The organism is Streptomyces sp. TRM49041, assembly GCF_008271805.1.
In the GTDB taxonomy this organism is placed as follows: Bacteria; Actinomycetota; Actinomycetes; order Streptomycetales; family Streptomycetaceae; genus Streptomyces.
The window spans coordinates 13,114-30,511 of record NZ_VSRY01000095.1 but is presented as its reverse complement, the minus strand read 5'-3'; the positions used below and the strand labels follow the sequence as shown (position 1 = coordinate 30,511).

Below are 17,398 nucleotides of genomic sequence, written 5' to 3'. Positions count from 1 at the left end.
GTCATGGACCGCCGCATTTTCGGGCTGGAGAACGAGTACGGCGTCACGTGCACGTTCAGGGGACAGCGCCGACTGTCTCCTGACGAAGTGGCGCGCTACCTCTTCCGCCGTGTCGTGTCATGGGGCCGCAGCAGCAACGTCTTTCTGCGGAACGGCGCCCGCCTCTACCTCGACGTGGGATCGCATCCGGAATACGCAACACCCGAATGCGACAGCGTGACCGAGCTGGTCACCCATGACAAGGCCGGTGAGCGCATTCTCGAAGGTCTGCTCGTGGACGCCGAACGCCGCCTGCACGAGGAGGGAATCGCGGGCGACGTCTATCTCTTCAAGAACAACACCGACTCGGCGGGGAACTCCTACGGCTGCCACGAGAACTACCTCGTCGCCCGGCACGGCGAGTTCTCACGGCTCGCGGACATCCTCATTCCGTTCCTCGTCACCCGCCAGCTGCTCTGCGGCGCGGGCAAGGTGCTGCAGACCCCGCGCGGCGCCGTCTACTGCGTCAGCCAGCGCGCGGAGCACATCTGGGAGGGCGTCAGCTCCGCGACGACCCGGTCCCGGCCCATCATCAACACCCGCGACGAGCCGCACGCGGACGCCGAGCGATACCGGCGCCTCCACGTCATCGTCGGCGACTCCAACATGTCCGAGACCACGACGCTGCTGAAGGTCGGCGCCACCGACCTGGTGCTGCGGATGATCGAGGCCGGCACGGTGATGCGCGACCTGACCCTGGAGAACCCGATCCGGGCGATCCGCGAGGTCAGCCATGACATCACCGGCCAGCGCAAGGTGCGTCTGGCCAGCGGCCGTGAGGCGTCCGCGCTGGAGGTCCAGCGGGAGTACTTCGAGAAGGCCGCCGACTTCGTGGACCGGCGCGGTATCCGTACGGGCACGGTGGCGCAGGTGCTGGAGCTGTGGGAGCGGACCCTCGACGCGATCGAGACGGAGGATCTCGACCGGATCGGCACCGAGATCGACTGGGTGATGAAGTACAAGCTCCTGGAGCGGTACCGGACCAAGCACAACATGACCATGTCGCACCCGAGGATCGCCCAGATAGACCTCGCCTACCACGACATCCACCGCCGCCGCGGGCTGTACTACCTGCTGGAGAAGAAGGGGCAGGCCGCCCGGGTCTGCAACGACCTGAAGATCTTCGAGGGCAAGTCGGTGCCGCCGCAGACCACCCGGGCCCGGCTGCGTGGCGACTTCATCCGCCGTGCCCAGGAGCAGCGCCGTGACTTCACGGTGGACTGGGTGCATCTGAAGCTGAACGACCAGGCGCAGCGCACGGTGCTGTGCAAGGACCCGTTCCGGTCGGTCGACGACCGGGTGGAGAAGCTCATCGCCGGGATGTGAGCGCGTGTCAGCGCCTCGGGCCCCGCACCGGGCGACCGGTGCGGGGCCCGAGGCGTGTCCGGAAGGGGAAGTGGGGAAGCGGGGGAGCGGAGTCGGGGCGGGGAACGTGCCGGGAGGTGCGTACGTTCCTCGTGCGGTGCCCGGCGCACGCCGTAGAGTGGCGCGCACGCCAGTCGCAAGATCGACCCCCGACCAGATACGAGGCTTCCCGTGCGTCGTCGCTCCCTCCTCCTCGCGGTTCCCGCCGGCCTGATCACGCTCTCGGCCTGCGGTGAGGACACGGCAGACAAGGACAAGGACCAGGTCGCCGAGAGCCCGTCGGCCCCGGAGCCCGGCGCCTCCGCGAAGGTCGTGGACGGTCCGGTCCCCGCCATCACGGCCGGCACGAAGTTCGGTGAGAAGCCGACCGTCGCCAAGGGCGAGGGCAAGCCGTCCGGTGACCTGGCCGTGAAGACGGTCATCGCCGGCTCGGGCACGACCGTCGCGGAGGGGGACTACGTCCAGGCCCACTACCTGGGCCAGATCTGGGACACGGCGAAGGTCTTCGACAACTCCTACGACCGTAAGCAGCCGCTGGTGATCCAGCTCCAGCAGGGCTCCGTCATCGACGGCTGGCGCATCGGGCTGGCCGGCAAGAAGACGAACAGCCGCGTCGAGATGGCCGTCCCGCCGTCGCTGGGCTACGGCTCCGAGGGCCGCGGCGACATCAAGGGCACCGACACGATGGTGTTCGTCATCGACGTCCAGGACACCTTCAACGGCAAGAGCTCCGCCAAGGGCAAGGAGGCCCCTCAGGACGACGCGGCCCTGCCCAAGGTCGGCACCAACACCGACGGCAAGGCGCCGAGCATCACCGTCCCGAAGGCCGCCGCGCCGAAGAAGCTCGTCGCCGAGTACATCCTCGAGGGTGACGGCGAGGAGGTGAAGCCGGAGGACAAGCTGCTGCTCCAGTACAAGGGCGTCCTGTGGGACGGCGGCAAGGAGTTCGACTCCACCTACTCCCGCGAGCAGCTCGCCGCCTTCCCGCTCCAGCAGCTCATCAAGGGGTGGCAGGAGGGCCTCGCCGGCAAGAAGGTCGGCAGCCGCGTCATGCTGGTCGTGCCGCCGGACCTCGGCTACGGCGACCAGGCGTCGGAGGGCATCCCGGCCAACTCCACCCTGGTCTTCACACTCGACATCCTCGCGAAGATGTAAGACTGTGCGGGTTGTGCACAAACGATCAACAGGAGCACTGACGTGAGCATCGACAAGCCCGAGGTCGACTTCCCGGGTGGCGAGCCGCCGGCCGATCTGGAGATCAAGGACATCTGGGTCGGCGACGGCGCCGAGGCCAAGGCCGGCGACATGGTGAAGGTTCACTACGTCGGTGTGTCCTTCTCCTCCGGCGAGGAGTTCGACGCCTCCTGGAACCGTGGCACCCCGCTGCAGTTCCAGCTCGGTGTCGGCCAGGTCATCCCGGGCTGGGACAAGGGCGTTCAGGGCATGAAGGTCGGCGGCCGCCGCCAGCTGGTCATCCCGCCGCACCTGGCGTACGGCGACCGTGGCGCCGGCGGCAAGATCGCGCCGGGCGAGACGCTGATCTTCGTCTGCGACCTCGTCGCGGTCTGATCCGCCGTCCGTCGCGCCACGCGCGCGACGGAACCGGCCTCCGAGGGCCCGAGCCCGACCGGCGCGGGCCCTCAACCGTCCGGCCCCCGTTCCCCCGGCCGCGACAGGTGTTCGAGGTGATCCGGGGGCGACTTTTGTCACGCCACCCCGGGACGGTACGGTCATCGGGCGATAGTGACTCCATAAGAAGAGGTGCTGGGCGTCGATGGCCATTGCCAAGGCCGAGCGGCTGATGAATCTTGCGCTGTGCCTGCTGGGGACGCGGCGCCCGCTCAGCAAGCGCGAGCTGCGCGGCTCCATCGAGGCATATGTCGAGGCGTTCGGCCCCGGCGACGGCGGCGCGTCCACCTCCGACGACTCGTTCAACCGCATGTTCGAGCGGGACAAGGACGATCTGCGTGAACTCGGCCTGGTCATCGAGACCGTCGAGAACCTGGAAGGCGAGACCGGCTACCTCGCCCGCCGTGACTCCAACCGCCTGCCGCCCGTCCACCTCGACGCCGAGGAGGCCGCCGCACTCGGCCTGGCCGCCAAGGTCTGGCAGCAGGCCCGCCTCGCCGGCGCCGCCAGCGGCGCCCTGCAGAAGCTGCGCGCCGCCGGTATGCCCGAGGCGGAGGACCCGTACGAGGACCGGCCCGGCGCCCTCGAACCGCGCATCCCGGTCCACGAGACCGCCTTCGAACCGCTGATGCTGGCCTGCCGCGACCGGCGGCCCGTCGTCTTCGAGTACCGCAAGTCCAACGCGGCCCGCGCGGAGCCCCGGCATGTCGAGCCCTGGACGCTGGAGTGCTGGCGCGGCCACTGGTACCTGGCGGGCTGGGACCGCGACCGGAGCGCCGAGCGGGTCTTCCGGCTCTCCAGGATCACCGGCAAGGTCCGCTCGCGGGCCGGCGCCTTCACCGCTCCCGTGCCGGACGTCTCCACCGTCCGCGAGACGGTGGAACGCTGGGCCGGCGAGAGCGCCACCCGCACGGCGCTCATCCGGCTGCGCGCCGACTGCGGCTACCCGCTGCGAGCCCGCGCCCTGACCGTACGGCCCCGCGGCGACGGCTGGGACGAACTGGAGATCCCGTACGGGCACGGTCTGGACGCCTGGCTGGTCGAGTTCGGCCCCGACGTCGTCGTACAGGAGCCCGCGGACCTGCGCGCGGACGTGGTGGACCGGCTGCGCGCCGTCGCCAAGGGCTGCTGAGCAGGGCTGCTGAGGAACACGGACGGGACGGACGGACGAGCGAGCGATGGCCCCCAACGCGATCGACCAGACCAGGCGGATGCTCTCCCTGGTGACCTACCTGCGGGAACGCCCCGGCGCCCATGTCGGCGACGTCGCCCGCGCCTTCGGCATCACCGAGGCCGAGCTGATCGCCGACCTCGACGTCCTGCCCATGTGCGGCACCAGCTTCCGCGGCGGTGACCTGCTCGACATCGACACCGACGGCGAGCAGATCTGGTGGCACAACCCCGACGACGTCGCCGCGCCCCTGCGCATCGCCGCCGACGAGGCCACGGCCCTGCTCGTCGCCGCCCGCGCCGTCGCCACGCTGCCCGGGCTGCGCGAGAGCGACCGTGAGGCGCTGCTGCGCGCCACCGCCAAGCTGGAGGCGGCGGCCGGGGAGGCTGCGGGCGCCAGCGCCCGCCTGTCCGTGACCTTCGAGTCCGAAGGAGGCGTCTTCGCCGAGGTCGACCGGGCCATCTCGGAACGGCGCAGGCTCTGGCTGCGCTACTACTCCCCGGCCCGCGACGAGCTGACCGAGCGCGAGGTCGACCCCATCCGGCTGTTCGCCGTCGGCCATACGTACATGGAGGCGTGGTGCCGGCTCTCCGAGGCGCGGCGCACCTTCCGGCTCGACCGGGTGGCGGAGATCCGGATCCTCGACGAGCCGTCCGCACCCCCCGAGATCGAGCTGCGCGACCTGTCCGAAGGGCTCGTCCAGCCGTCGGCCGACGACCCCGAGGTCGTGGTCGAGGTGGGTCCCGGCGGACGCTGGGTCGCCGAGTACTACCCGCACGACAGCGCCGAGGAGCTGCCCGACGGCGGCCTCCGCATCGCGCTGCGCACCCCCGATCCGGCCTCCTTGCGGCGGCTCGCCCTGCGCCTGGGCCGCGACGGGCGGATCGTCTCGCCGCCCGCCCTTGCGGAGAGTGCGCAGCGGGCGGCGCGGGAAGCGCTCGCCGCGTACGACGGCCAGGACTGACCGGGCATCCAGCACGCCACCGGATGGGGAGATGAAAGTCATGGGGGACACGGGAGACACGGCTCTTCTGCCCGGCATCCCGGCGCCACGCGGACCGGTCCTCTTCAAGGCCGCCTGCCCCGAGTGCCGGGGCCGCTTCGAGCTGTCGGCCGGCTCGCTGCGCCTCGCCATCGGCGCCAGCCGCCGTACGACCTTCTACTCCTTCACCTGCCCCGAGTGCGGTTCCGCCGTGCGCAAGCCGGCCGGTGAGCGGATCGTCGAACTCCTCACCGGCGGCGGCGTGCGGACGCTGCGGCTCCACTCCACCGTCTGACACCGTCTAGGCTCTGCCCATGCTCTGGCCCATGCTCGCCGTCGCCCTCGGGTTCCTCGGGATCGCCGTCCTCGGACTCCTCGGCATCCGTGTGTTCACCGAGGCCCAGCGCCTCGGCCGTCAAGTGACCTACGCCACAGAGCGGATCGGCCGTGCCGCCGAAGACCTGGAACGGTCCGCGGCGGACCTCGCGAAGACCGGCGAGACACTGCCCCGCCCGTGACGGCGCACCACCCGGCCGGCCGCGGAACGGCACGTCATACCCGTGACTCCGCACACCACGGGTACGTCGGGGGATTGCCCCGTGTTTACCCCAGAGGGTTACGATGACTACCCGCGCGGGCGGTCTGCACAGTCATGCGTCCGCACCGCTCCGGTTCAGGTGACCTCGGTCAGAAGGTAGGCAAACATGGGTCAGGTCGGTATCTGGCAGCTGGCCATCATCCTGGGGATCGTCGTGCTGCTCTTCGGCGCCAAGAAGCTGCCGGAGGTGGCCCGTTCGCTGGGCAAGTCCGCCCGCATCCTCAAGAGCGAGGCCGCCGCCATGAAGAACGACGGCCCCAAGGACGACGCGCAGCAGACCGCCGGCACGGCGGAACAGACCGCGGCGCCCAGGACCATCCAGGCCGCCCCCGGGGACGTCGCCTCCGCCCGCCCCGTCGAAGAGCCGAAGCGGACCGCCCAGGGCTGAGACGGCCGTCACACGCTTCACGGTTCGTCACAGGTAATCGGGTGGCCGCCCGGACAGTCGGCCGCTCTCCGAGATAAGGACGTGGGTTGCTCAAGTCTGCCCGCAAGAAGCCCAAGGACCCCGAGGGGCGGATGCCCCTGGTCGACCACCTGCGCGAGCTGCGCAACCGACTGCTCAAGTCGCTCCTTGCCTTCCTGCCGCTGATGATCGTGGCGCTGTTCTTCTCCAAGGACATCGCCGAGTTCCTGAGCGCCCCCGTGCCCCGCTGCCTGAGCGAGCAGGACCCGGCCGCGCAGGCCGGCAAGTGCGCCGTGCTCTCGCAGATCGGCATCACGTCCCCGTTCACCACATACGTCAAGGTGGCCATCATGGCCGCCCTCGTCGCGTCCGCCCCGGTCTGGCTCTACCAGCTGTGGGCGTTCATCGCGCCCGGCCTCCACCGCAACGAGAAGAAGTACGCGGTCTCCACCGTCGTGGTCGGTACGCCGCTCTTCGTCTTCGGCGGCTACCTCGCGTACTGGATCCTCCCGCACGCGGTTCCGCTGCTCCTCAGCTTCAGCGTCGACGGCTCGGTCAACTACATCACCGTCGACGACATGATTGGCATGACCATCAAGCTGGTCCTCGCCTTCGGTCTCGCCTTCCAGATGCCGCTCCTGCTCGCCCTGCTCAACGCGGGCGGCGTGGTCAGCGGCCGGCGGATGCTCGGCTGGTGGCGCGGCATGGTGATGGGTATCGCGATCTTCTCCGCGATCGTCACGCCCACGGACCCGCTGTCGATGGTCGCCCTGGCGATCCCGATGACCGCCCTGTACTTCGCCGCCGTCGCGTTCGCCCTTCTCAACGACCGCCGCAAGAGCCGCCGCGAGGGGCCCGAGCTGAGCGACGACGAGGCATCCACGCTCGACCTCACCCCCGAGGACGTCGGCCCGGGCGAACCGGTCCGCACCGCCCCCGCCCTGCCGGAGCAGGCGAGCGGCGAGGCGGACAGCACCGCCAGGCGCGTCAACGGCTACGACGACATCACCTGACCCGGCCACCGCCGTAAGGATTCGGACGGCCGGCCGCGCACGCGCTGCGCGGTCGGCCGTTCACTGTGCGCCGCGCCGGAAGGCGCCGGTGCCGGCCGCCGGAAGAAGCCCTGAACAAGGTCGAATAAACGCTGAGCTGACTGTCGGCGCCGCCGGGTAGTCTCGATAGCAAGATGACAGACGACCTCACACCAGCGGAAGCGTACGCGGCCGCCCGGCTCAGGGCCGCCGAGCAGGCCACCGCGCTCCACGCCTTCCGCGATCTCTACGACTTCGAGCTGGACCCGTTCCAGATCGAGGCATGCCACGCCCTGGAGGCGGGCAAGGGCGTGCTCGTCGCCGCACCGACCGGCTCGGGCAAGACCATCGTCGGCGAGTTCGCCGTGCACCTCGCCCTCGAACAGGGCCGCAAGTGCTTCTACACGACGCCGATCAAGGCGCTCTCGAACCAGAAGTACACCGACCTCGTCAAGCGCTACGGCCCCGAGAAGGTCGGCCTGCTCACCGGCGACAACAGCGTCAACTCCGACGCGCCGGTGATCGTCATGACCACCGAGGTGCTCCGCAACATGCTCTACGCGGGCTCCCAGTCGCTCCGCGGTCTCGGGTACGTGGTCATGGACGAGGTGCACTACCTCTCCGACCGGTTCCGCGGCGCCGTGTGGGAAGAGGTGATCATCCACCTCTCCGAGTCGGTGACGCTCGTGTCGCTCTCCGCGACCGTTTCCAACGCGGAGGAGTTCGGTGACTGGCTCGACACGGTCCGCGGCGACACCGAAGTGATCGTCTCCGAGAGCCGCCCCGTGCCGCTGTGGCAGCACGTCCTGGCCGGCCGCCGGATCTACGACCTCTTCGAGGAGGAGACCGACCACGGCGGCCGCGGCGTCGCCCGCCGCGAGGTCAACCCCGACCTGGTCCGCCTCGCCCGCATGGAGAACTCGCGCACGTACAACCCCCGCGACCGGCGCCGCGGCAAGATGGTGCGCGAGGCCGACCGCGAGCGGGAGCGCCGCCAGCGGTCGCGGATCTGGACCCCGGGCCGCCCCGAGGTCATCGAGCGCCTCGACGCAGAGGGACTGCTGCCCGCGATCACGTTCATCTTCAGCCGCGCGGGCTGCGAGGCCGCCGTCCAGCAGTGCCTCGTCGCCGGGCTGCGCCTCAACGACGAGGAGGCCCGCGGGCGCGTCCGCGAGATCGTCGAGGAGCGCACGGCGTCGATCCCCTCCGAGGACCTGCACGTCCTGGGCTACTACGAGTGGCTCGAAGGGCTGGAGCGGGGCATCGCGGCCCACCACGCGGGCATGCTCCCCACCTTCAAGGAGGTCGTCGAGGAACTGTTCGTCCGCGGCCTCGTCAAGGCGGTGTTCGCCACCGAGACCCTGGCGCTCGGCATCAACATGCCGGCCCGTTCAGTGGTGTTGGAGAAGCTCGTCAAGTGGAACGGCGAGCAGCACGCCGACATCACACCCGGCGAGTACACACAGCTGACCGGACGAGCGGGGCGGCGCGGCATCGACGTCGAGGGCCACGCCGTGGTGCTCTGGCAGCGCGGCATGGACCCGACGCACCTGGCGGGCCTCGCAGGCACGCGCACGTATCCGCTGCGGTCCAGCTTCAAGCCGTCGTACAACATGGCGGTGAACCTGGTCGACCAGTTCGGGCGGCACCGCTCGCGCGAACTGCTGGAGACCTCCTTCGCCCAGTTCCAGGCGGACCGGTCGGTCGTCGGCATCTCGCGTCAGGTGCAGCGCAACGAAGAGGGCCTGGAGGGCTACCGGGAGGGCATGACCTGCCACCTCGGCGACTTCGAGGAGTACGCGCGGCTCCGCCGCGACCTCAAGGACCGCGAGACCGAGCTGGCCAAACAGGGGGCGGCCCAGCGGCGCGCCGCCGCGGCCACGTCCCTGGAGCGGCTCAAGCCAGGTGACGTCATCCACGTGCCGACCGGCAAGTTCGCCGGGCTCGCGCTGGTCCTGGACCCGGGCCTGTCGGCCGGGCGGTCCAACGGCCACCGCGGCTTCGAGCAGTACGACGGGCCGCGCCCGCTGGTGCTCACCGCGGAGCGCCAGGTCAAGCGGCTCGCGTCGATCGACTTCCCGGTGCCGGTCGAGCCGCTGGAGCGGATGCGTATCCCGCGCTCCTTCAACCCGCGTTCGCCCCAGTCACGCCGCGACCTGGCCTCGGCGCTGCGCACGAAGGCCGGGCACATCGCGCCGGAGCGGCACCGCAGGCAGCGGTCCGCCGCCGTCGACGACCGCGAGATCGCCCGGCTCCGCGCCGACCTCCGCGCCCACCCCTGCCACGGCTGTGACGAGCGCGAGGACCATGCGCGCTGGGCGGAGCGGTACCACCGGCTGCAGCGGGACACACGGCAGCTGGAGCGCCGCATCGAGGGCCGGACGAACACCATCGCCCGCACTTTCGACCGGATCGTGGCCCTGCTGACCGAGCTGGACTATCTGCGCGGCAACGACGTCACCGAACACGGCAAGCGGCTCGCCCGGCTCTACGGCGAGCTGGACCTGCTGGCGAGCGAGAGTCTGCGCGAGCGCGTATGGGAGGGCCTCGACCCGGCCGAGCTCGCGGCGTGTGCGTCGGCGCTCGTGTACGAGGCGCGGCAGTCGGACGACGCGGTCGTGCCCAAGGTGCCGTCGGGCAGGGCGAAGGCCGCGCTGGGCGAGATGGTGCGGATCTGGGGCCGACTGGACGCCCTGGAGGAGGAGTTCAGGGTCAGTCAGGCGGAGGGCGTCGGGCAGCGTGAGCCGGACCTCGGGTTCGCCTGGGCCGCGCACCAGTGGGCGTCGGGCAAGAGCCTGGACGAGGTGCTGCGGGAGGCGGAGATGCCGGCCGGTGACTTCGTCCGCTGGTGCAAGCAGGTCATCGATGTGCTCGGTCAGATCGCGGCGGCCGCGCCGCGCGAGGACAGCACGGTGGCGAAGAGCGCCCGCAAGGCGGTCGACGGACTGCTGCGGGGTGTGGTCGCGTACAGCTCGGTGGGCTGACACCCGGTAGCACCTGGGAGGCCCGGCGCGTATGTCCGGAAGGGTCCGGCCGGTTGTTCCGGCCGGGCCCTTCGGCGTCACATCGGCCTGCTGCCGTAGCGCTTGTGGGCCGCGACGGCGACGGAGGTGACGAGCGCCACGCCGAGGATGCGCAGCCACGACTCGGCGGACAGGGGCGCCGTGTGGAACAGCCTGTTCATCACCGGAAGGTAGGTCAGGGCGAGTTGGCCCGCGATCTGGGTCAGCACGCCTCCGACGACCCACCGGTTGGAGAACAGGCCGACGCGCCACACCGAGCGGGTGAGCGAGCGGCAGCTGAAGAGGTAGAACAGCTCCACGGCGACGAACACGTTGAGGGCCGCGGTGCGTGCCTCGGCCACGTCGGCGCCGAGGCCCTGCTCCCAGGAGAACACCCACCAGCTGCCGGCCAGCAGCAGGGCGGAGACCAGCACCACGCGGACGATCAGGGGCCCGGTGAGAAGGGGGCGTGCCGGGTCACGGGGCGGCCTGGTCATGATGCCGTTCTCCTTCGGTTCGAAGGCGAGCATCAGGCCCAGGGCCACCGCGGTGGTCATGTTGATCCACAGGATCTGCGTGGGCAGGATCGGCAGGGTCGTGCCGAGGAGAATGGCCACCAGGATGACCAGGCCCTCACCCATGTTCGTCGGCAGGGTCCACACCACGAACTTGGTGAGGTTGTCGAATACGCCGCGCCCCTCTTCGACGGCGGACTCGATGGTGGCGAAGTCGTCGTCGGTGAGGACCATGTCGGCCGCGTCCTTGGCGACTTCGGTGCCACCGGCGCCCATCGCGATGCCGATGTCCGCCTGGCGCAGGGCGGGCGCGTCGTTGACGCCGTCACCGGTCATGGCCACGACCCTGCCGCGGTCCTGGAGGGCTTCGACCAGGCGGAGCTTCTGCTCGGGGGAGACCCGGGCGTACACGCGGGCACGGTCGACGGCGTCCGGGTAGGCGTCGGCGGGAAGGGCGGCGAGATCGGTCCCGGTGAGGACGAGGTGCTGCTCGGTGCCAGGGGGGGAGGAGGCCGAGCCGGCTCGCGATCGCACCGGCCGTGGCCGCGTGGTCCCCGGTGATCATCCTTACGGTGATGCCCGCGCTGTGGCATGCCTCGACGGCGGCGCCCGCCGCGGCGCGGGGCGGGTCCAGCATGGCCTGCAGTCCGGCGAGCACGAGTCTGCCGGGGAGGTCGTCCTCGCCGAAGGCATCGGGGTCGGCGGGCGTCTGTACGGCGGTGGCGATGACGCGCAGCCCGGCGGCGGCGAGGGACTCGGCGGCCGTGAGCACGGCGGCCAGGTCCAGCGGGCGCGTGGTGCCATCGGCGGCCAGCTGCCCCGAGCACAGGCTGGCGACCTGCTCCACCGCCCCCTTGACGAGGAGGAGGTGCTCGCCGGTGCCGGTGCCGGTGTCGCGGTGCAGGGTGGCCATATAGCGAAGGTCGGAGCTGAACGGGATCGCGGCGACGCGCGGGTACCGCTCGCGTACCGCGGCCGGGATTCCGCCCTTGTGGGCGGAGACGAGCAGCGCGCCCTCGGTGGGGTCCCCGATGACGGTCCAGCGGCCGGCTCGGGGGCCTTCGTGGGCTTTGTGCGATTCGTGGCCTTCGCGGGTCAGTGTGGCGTCGTTGCAGCAGGCGCCGGCGAGCAGGCACCAGCGCAGTGCGGCACTGTCGTCGGCCGTGGCGATTCCGCCGCCGTCGGCGCGCTCGATGGCGCCCTCGGGGTCGTACCCGGAGCCGGACACGTCGTACCTGGCGTCAGGCGTCCACACCGCCCGTACCGTCATCTGGTTCTCGGTGAGTGTGCCGGTCTTGTCCGAGCAGATGTCCGTGGTGCTGCCCAGGGTCTCGACGGCGGGCAGCCGGCGGATCAGCGCCCGGCGCCTGGCCATGCGTGCGACACCGATGGCGAGGGTGATGGTGACGGCGGCGGGGAGGCCCTCCGGGATCGCTCCGACGGCCAGGGCGACGGCGGCGGTGAACGTGTCGACCGCGTCCTGTCCGCGCGCGATGCCGACGGCGAAGGTGATGGCGGCCAGGGCGAGGATGACCACGGTCAGGACGCGGCTGAAGGCGGTCAGTTTGGCGGTGAGAGGTGTGGCCAGCGTCGCAGCGGCGCCGACCAGACGGTGGATCTCGCCGAGTTCTGTCTCGGCGCCGGTCGCCACGGCGATGCCGGAGCCCTGGCCCGCTGTGACCAGGGTCCCGGAGTGCACCATGTTGAGGCGGTCCGCCACAGGGGTGCGGGCGTCCAGAACGGTCTCGTCCTTGGCGACCGGCAGGGACTCCCCGGTGAGTGCGGACTCGTCCACACGCAGTCCGGTGACGCGAAGCAGCCGGAGGTCCGCGGGGATCTTGTCGCCGGCTTCCACCTGTACGAGGTCGCCCGGCACGAGTTCCTCGGACGGCACGTTCCGTTCGAGGCCGTCGCGGACGACGCGGGCGGTGGTGTGCACCATCGAACGGAGACTGTCCAGGGCCGCCTCGGCCTTGGACTCCTGGAGGTAGCCGACGAGGGCGTTGACGAGGACCACACCGAAGATCACGGCGGAGTCGACATACTCGCCGAGGGCGGCGGTGATCGCTCCGGCGGCGATGAGGATGTGGATCAGCGGGTGGTGGAACTGGCGCAGGGCCACCCGGAGCGGACCGCCGCGCGCGGCCGTGGGCAGCGCGTTGGGCCCGAACCGTTCCAGCCGCCGCGTCGCCTCCTCGGACTCCAGCCCGCGCCGGGGGTCGGTGCCGAGGAGCAGGACGACCTCGTGGGACGCCAGACTGTGGTGGGCGGAGGCTCGGGGGGTGGTGGGTGCGCCGGGGTACGTGCGGCTGCGGCTCGGGCCGCCGGTGCTGCGTGTGGTGTCCCTGCCTGAGGGCACGACTCCCTCCGATCCGGTGGTGCGGCCGCGGGACCCCCGCTGACGCGACCGGTCCGTCCCCGCACGTTTCCTACGATCTCCACCATGCTGGGTGTGCCGCATCCGTTCCAGGGCCGTCCGGCCCGACGGAGGCTGTCAGGTCCCGGCCCGGTCTGCCCGACGGGCCCTTCGCCGTTCGGTGGGCGAGAGCCGCCCGAAGGGGCAGGAAGAGCAGCAGGGCTACGGGGGACAGGAGGATGGTCAGCACCAGCAGCGGGCCGCTCACCAGCGGGTGGAGGCCGAGCCTGCGGGACTCCAGGAACACCCACTGGCCGATCAGCAGGTCCCAGGCGATGACCTGGGCCCAGATCGCCCCTGCCCCGTCCGCCAGGGCGGTCAGCGCGCGGAACGTCTCAAGGTCCGGCTCCCGCACGGCCGCCCACAGCTCGGGCACGACCGGGGCGGCGAGGCCGAGGTAGACCAGCAGGATCGGTACGACCGTCAGCGGTGAGGCGGCGACGCGCGCCGTCCACGACCACTTCGGGGCCAGGATCATCAGCAGCCAGACCGGCGCGGCCAGGGCGAACGACAGCTCGAAGAGGAGGACGGTCACCGTGCGGACTCCCGGTCCTTCGCGGTGGTGGGGGAGGCGGTGGGGGCGGGGGCGGTACGGAGGGACGCCAGGACCCCTGCGGCCGTGAGCACCACGACGGCCGCGGCGGCGCCGAGCGTGGCCGCGTCCGGGCCGAGCAGCGGCTGTCCCCGCACGGCCTGCACGCTGACCAGGGCCAGCACCGCCGCGTACGCGCCCGAGGCGACGAGCATGAGGCGGAGCCGTACACGCGCGTCGCCGAGCCGCCGGAAGCGCGGCGCCAGGGCGACGAGCACGAGCAGGAGGAGCGGGAGCACCTGCAGGGCGTGCATGCCGACGAAGTGCGGGATGCGCAGATCGCCGCCGGTCGTGGACCAGCCGGTCAGCGCCATGCCGGCACCGCCGTCCTGGACGCCGACGCTGTGCGCGCCGACGGTGTCGGAGACGCCTCGCCGCTGGCCGGGCGCGGGCTGCGCCATGACGAAGCCGAACGCCGCGCCGATGAGGGCGAGGACCGTGCCGAGCCGGATCGTCCAGGCGGTGGCGCGGTCGGCGAGCCGGGCCCGGAAGAGGAGTACGGCGATGGCCAGAGTGGCGAACCAGAGGACCGCGGCGGTCGCGCCCATCGCGTTGTAGACGGCGGTGTCGAACGGCGTCTCGTAGTTGAAGTGGCTGCGCTCGCCGCGGACGGCCTGGCCGGCGATCAGGACCATCTCGACCACACAGGCGAGCGCGACGACCGTCCCGGCCCCGTACGCGGCGCGCCGCCCCGCCCGGCCGCGGTGGGGCAGCAGGGACAGCATCCAGGCGAAGGACAGGCAGTAGGCGGCGAAGGACACCCCGAACTTGAACGGCTTCGACCAGATCGGCACGCCGCTCAGCAGGCGGTCGTCCAGGACCAGGCCGGCCGCGGCCGCGACAGCCGTGACCGCCATGGCGGCGGCGGCGACCACCAGCGGCCGGTGCAGGCCGGGCAGTCGGTGGAGCGAGGACGACGACATGAGGCACCCCCCAGAGATGGAATGGATAGCGACACTCTCCGCTATCCGATAGTGAGACTATCTATGATGGAGTGGGCCTTGGCAAGGTCAGGGCACGAAAGGGCGGGTGAACGTGGCGTGCGTGTAGGTGAGTTGAGTCGCAGGACCGGTGTCTCGGTGCCGACGATCAAGTACTACGTACGGGAGGGCCTGCTGCCGGCCGGGGAGCTGAGCAGCCCCAACCAGGCCCGCTACGACGAGTCGCACGTGCGAAGGCTGAGGCTCGTCCGCGCGCTGATCGACGTGGGCGGGATGTCAGTGGCGGCCATCCGGGACGTGCTGGAGGCGATCGAGGACCCGTCGCGGTCGGTGCACAAGGTGCTGGGCGCGGCGCACGACCACATCGCGCCGCGCGAGGGCGGCGAGGACGACGCGGCGCGGGAGGCGGCGGCGGAGCAGGTCGCGGAGCTGATCGCCCGGCGGGGGTGGCGGGTCCATCCGGGCAACCCGGCGGCCCGCTCGCTGGCCGACACGCTGGCCGCGCTGAGGCGGCTGGGGCACGAGCGGCTCGTGGACCTCTCGCTCGACACATACGCGGAGGCGGCCGAGCGGGTGGCGGCGGTGGATATGGCCTATGTGACGGGTGAGGTGGCGCGGGAGGAGGTCGTCGAGAGCGCGGTGGTCGGGACGGTGCTGGGCGACGCCCTCCTCGTCTCCCTGCGGCGCCTCGCCCAGGTCGACGCGTCGGCCCGTGCGTACGGCGGGGAGGCGCTGCCGCCGAGCGTGTGAGGGCGGGGCACGACGCGGCACTCTTCGCGGCCTCGGCGCCCGCGCCCTCCGGGTGGCGCCCCGCGGACCTCGGAGGCCCTGGACAAGGCGCTGTGCCGGTCGGCCACCGCCCGGTGGGAACAGCCCTACGCGGCTTCCTGCTCGCGTTCCACCTGGGCGTTCCACTCGCGCTTGACGGCGCGCCAGGCCTCGTCCGTCTTGCCGAGGCGCCAGTAGCCCGAGATGGAGAGGCGGTCGAGCGGGACGCCGCGGTCGACGCGGAGGTGGCGGCGGAGTTCCTTGATCGCGCCGGCCTCGCCGTGGACGAACGCGTGGACCGTGCCGGCCGGGAAGGCCAGGTCCCGTACCGCCGTGACGAGGGCCTCGCCGACCGGGCGGCCGCGCCGCGGGAGCCACTGGATCTCGGCGCCGGCCGGTGCGGCGATCTTCAGCTCGTCGTCCGGCTCCGCGACCTCGATGAAGGCGTACGCCACGGCGCCCTCCGGCAGCCGCTCCAGCGCCGCCGCGATGGCCGGCAGGGCGCTCTCGTCGCCGACCAGCAGATGCCAGTCCGCGTCCGGGTCCGGCGCATAGCCACCGCCCGGCCCGAGGAACCGCACCGTGTCGCCGGCCCGCGCCCGCGCCGCCCACGGCCCCGCGAGCCCCTCGTCGCCGTGCACGACGAAGTCGACCGTCAGCTCGCGCTGAACCGCGTCCCACGCGCGCACCGTGTACGTGCGCTGCGCCGGCCACTGGTCGCGCGGCAGTTCCTCCCGGATGCGCTCCAGGTCGAACGGCTCCGGGTACGTCACGCCCTCCGGCGCGAAGAGGATCTTGACGTAGTGGTCCGTGAAGCCGCTCGTGGCAAAGGCGTCCAGTCCCTCGCCGCCGAGCACGATCCGCACCATGTGGGGCGCGATCCGCTCGGTGCGCACCACCTGAGCCTCATGGGCCTTCGGTGTCCTGCGGGACGGCGCTTCCGCCACGGCGATCTCCCAGGGAAGTGGTTGCTTAGGCATGCCTAAGCTAACACCTCATCGGGACAGAACGGCGAGCAGCCGCTCCAGCGACCCCCCGAGTCCCCACTTTTCCGCCAGTCCCCGCAGCGCCACCGGATCCACCGGCCCGGCGGGCAGCGCCGGGTCGAACGGCGGCAGCGGCACATCGTCGGCGACCCGTACGACCTTCGGCGCGACCGCCAGGTAGTCGCGCGCCTCGTCCAGCCGCTTGCGCTGGGCCGGGGTCAGCTTCGCCGCCGGGTCTTCCAGCGCCGCCATGATCCCCGCCAGGTCCCCGAACGCGTCCAGCAGCTTCGCCGCCGTCTTCTCGCCGACGCCGGGAACGCCCGGCAGCCCATCGCTAGGGTCGCCCCGCAGCGTGGCCAGATCCGCGTACCCCGGCCCGTCCACGCCGTACTTCCCGCGCAGCCACTCCTCGTCCGCCACCTGCAGCGTGCCGACGCCCTTCACCGGGTACAGCACCCGCACGCCCCGGGAGTCGTCCACCAGCTGATACAGGTCCCGGTCGCCCGTCACGATGTCCACCGGGCCGGTGGCCCGCGCCGCGAGCGTGCCGATCACGTCGTCCGCCTCGTACCCGGCGACACCGACCCGCGCGACGCCCACCGCGTCGAGGACCGCCTCGATCACCGGGACCTGCGGCGACAGCGTGTCCGGGACCTCCTCCTCGTCCGGCAGGCCGGCCGCCGTCTCCACCGCCACCCGGTGTGCCTTGTACGACGGGATGAGCTCCACCCGCCAGGCCGGCCGCCAGTCGGCGTCCATGCACGCGACCAGATCGTCCGGCCGGTGGTCCTGCACCAGCCGGGCGATGAAGTCCAGCAGTCCGCGCACGGCGTTCACCGGCGTGCCGTCCGGGGCCTTCACCGAGTCGGGGACCCCGAAGTAGGCCCGGAAGTACAGGGAAGCGGTGTCGAGGAGCATCAGGCGTCGCGTCACACCTCGCATGATGCCGTACGGCAC

The 17,398-nt window shown here is 71.6% G+C and carries 17 protein-coding genes; 11 read left to right on the top strand and 6 right to left on the bottom strand.

Annotated features, from left to right (window positions below):
* Positions 1 to 3 precede the first annotated feature (3 nt).
* From pafA to FVS66_RS09170, 10 genes are all read left to right on the top strand, one after another.
* Complete coding sequence (gene pafA, locus FVS66_RS09215; protein ID WP_149180529.1) at positions 4 to 1,365, top strand: Pup--protein ligase; 1,362 nt, start codon at positions 4 to 6, stop codon at positions 1,363 to 1,365.
* A gap of 210 nt (positions 1,366 to 1,575) precedes the next feature.
* Positions 1,576 to 2,559 (top strand): FKBP-type peptidyl-prolyl cis-trans isomerase, encoded by a 984-nt coding sequence (locus FVS66_RS09210; protein ID WP_149180528.1) that lies wholly within the window; start codon positions 1,576 to 1,578, stop codon positions 2,557 to 2,559.
* Positions 2,560 to 2,601: 42 nt separating this feature from the next.
* Positions 2,602 to 2,973 (top strand): FKBP-type peptidyl-prolyl cis-trans isomerase, encoded by a 372-nt coding sequence (locus FVS66_RS09205; RefSeq protein WP_149180527.1) that lies wholly within the window; start codon positions 2,602 to 2,604, stop codon positions 2,971 to 2,973.
* Between the two features lie 205 nt (positions 2,974 to 3,178).
* The gene (locus FVS66_RS09200) at positions 3,179 to 4,165 is read left to right on the top strand and encodes a YafY family protein (RefSeq protein WP_149180526.1); all 987 of its coding nucleotides are present in this window, start codon (positions 3,179 to 3,181) and stop codon (positions 4,163 to 4,165) included.
* A 46-nt stretch (positions 4,166 to 4,211) separates the two neighbouring features.
* On the top strand, positions 4,212 to 5,168 hold the full coding sequence (locus FVS66_RS09195; RefSeq protein WP_149180525.1) for a WYL domain-containing protein: 957 nt from the start codon (positions 4,212 to 4,214) through the stop codon (positions 5,166 to 5,168).
* A 40-nt stretch (positions 5,169 to 5,208) separates the two neighbouring features.
* Complete coding sequence (locus FVS66_RS09190) at positions 5,209 to 5,481, top strand: hypothetical protein (protein WP_149180524.1); 273 nt, start codon at positions 5,209 to 5,211, stop codon at positions 5,479 to 5,481.
* Positions 5,482 to 5,500: 19 nt separating this feature from the next.
* Positions 5,501 to 5,704 (top strand): hypothetical protein, encoded by a 204-nt coding sequence (locus FVS66_RS09185; RefSeq protein WP_149180523.1) that lies wholly within the window; start codon positions 5,501 to 5,503, stop codon positions 5,702 to 5,704.
* 186 nt (positions 5,705 to 5,890) lie between these two features.
* Positions 5,891 to 6,172 carry a Sec-independent protein translocase subunit TatA gene (gene tatA / locus FVS66_RS09180; protein ID WP_149180522.1) on the top strand — a complete coding sequence of 94 codons (282 nt, stop codon included), beginning with the start codon at positions 5,891 to 5,893 and terminating at the stop codon, positions 6,170 to 6,172.
* Between the two features lie 86 nt (positions 6,173 to 6,258).
* Positions 6,259 to 7,203: a twin-arginine translocase subunit TatC gene (tatC, locus tag FVS66_RS09175; protein WP_149180521.1), complete on the top strand. Its 945-nt coding sequence runs from the start codon at positions 6,259 to 6,261 to the stop codon at positions 7,201 to 7,203.
* Positions 7,204 to 7,376: 173 nt separating this feature from the next.
* Positions 7,377 to 10,205 (top strand): RNA helicase, encoded by a 2,829-nt coding sequence (locus FVS66_RS09170; RefSeq protein WP_149180520.1) that lies wholly within the window; start codon positions 7,377 to 7,379, stop codon positions 10,203 to 10,205.
* Positions 10,206 to 10,282: 77 nt separating this feature from the next.
* Here FVS66_RS09170 and FVS66_RS36535 read toward each other — a convergent pair whose 3' ends face one another.
* The 4 genes from FVS66_RS36535 to FVS66_RS09155 all read right to left on the bottom strand — a co-directional run bounded on the left by FVS66_RS36535 (position 10,283) and on the right by FVS66_RS09155 (position 14,603).
* Complete coding sequence (locus FVS66_RS36535) at positions 10,283 to 11,149, bottom strand: HAD-IC family P-type ATPase (RefSeq protein ID WP_316248176.1); 867 nt, start codon at positions 11,147 to 11,149, stop codon at positions 10,283 to 10,285.
* Positions 11,064 to 13,097 (bottom strand): HAD-IC family P-type ATPase, encoded by a 2,034-nt coding sequence (locus FVS66_RS09165; protein WP_316248175.1) that lies wholly within the window; start codon positions 13,095 to 13,097, stop codon positions 11,064 to 11,066. The genes FVS66_RS36535 and FVS66_RS09165 overlap by 86 nt, the downstream gene beginning before the upstream one ends.
* A gap of 70 nt (positions 13,098 to 13,167) precedes the next feature.
* Positions 13,168 to 13,689: an ABA4-like family protein gene (locus tag FVS66_RS09160; protein ID WP_149180519.1), complete on the bottom strand. Its 522-nt coding sequence runs from the start codon at positions 13,687 to 13,689 to the stop codon at positions 13,168 to 13,170.
* Positions 13,686 to 14,603, bottom strand: a complete 918-nt coding sequence (locus tag FVS66_RS09155) for a hypothetical protein (protein ID WP_149180627.1) — start codon at positions 14,601 to 14,603, stop codon at positions 13,686 to 13,688. The genes FVS66_RS09160 and FVS66_RS09155 overlap by 4 nt, the downstream gene beginning before the upstream one ends.
* A 183-nt stretch (positions 14,604 to 14,786) precedes the next feature.
* On the opposite strand from FVS66_RS09155, the gene FVS66_RS09150 reads away from it, so the two are divergent.
* Positions 14,787 to 15,437: a MerR family transcriptional regulator gene (locus tag FVS66_RS09150; RefSeq protein ID WP_149180518.1), complete on the top strand. Its 651-nt coding sequence runs from the start codon at positions 14,787 to 14,789 to the stop codon at positions 15,435 to 15,437.
* A gap of 125 nt (positions 15,438 to 15,562) precedes the next feature.
* On the opposite strand, the gene FVS66_RS09145 is transcribed toward FVS66_RS09150, so the two are convergent.
* Together FVS66_RS09145 and FVS66_RS09140 are read right to left on the bottom strand one after the other, a co-directional pair.
* Positions 15,563 to 16,402, bottom strand: a complete 840-nt coding sequence (locus tag FVS66_RS09145) for a siderophore-interacting protein (protein ID WP_149180626.1) — start codon at positions 16,400 to 16,402, stop codon at positions 15,563 to 15,565.
* Between the two features lie 48 nt (positions 16,403 to 16,450).
* Positions 16,451 to 17,359, bottom strand: coding sequence for a 5'-3' exonuclease (locus FVS66_RS09140; protein WP_149180625.1), 909 nt, complete (start codon positions 17,357 to 17,359; stop codon positions 16,451 to 16,453).
* Between the last annotated feature and the right edge of the window lie 39 nt (positions 17,360 to 17,398).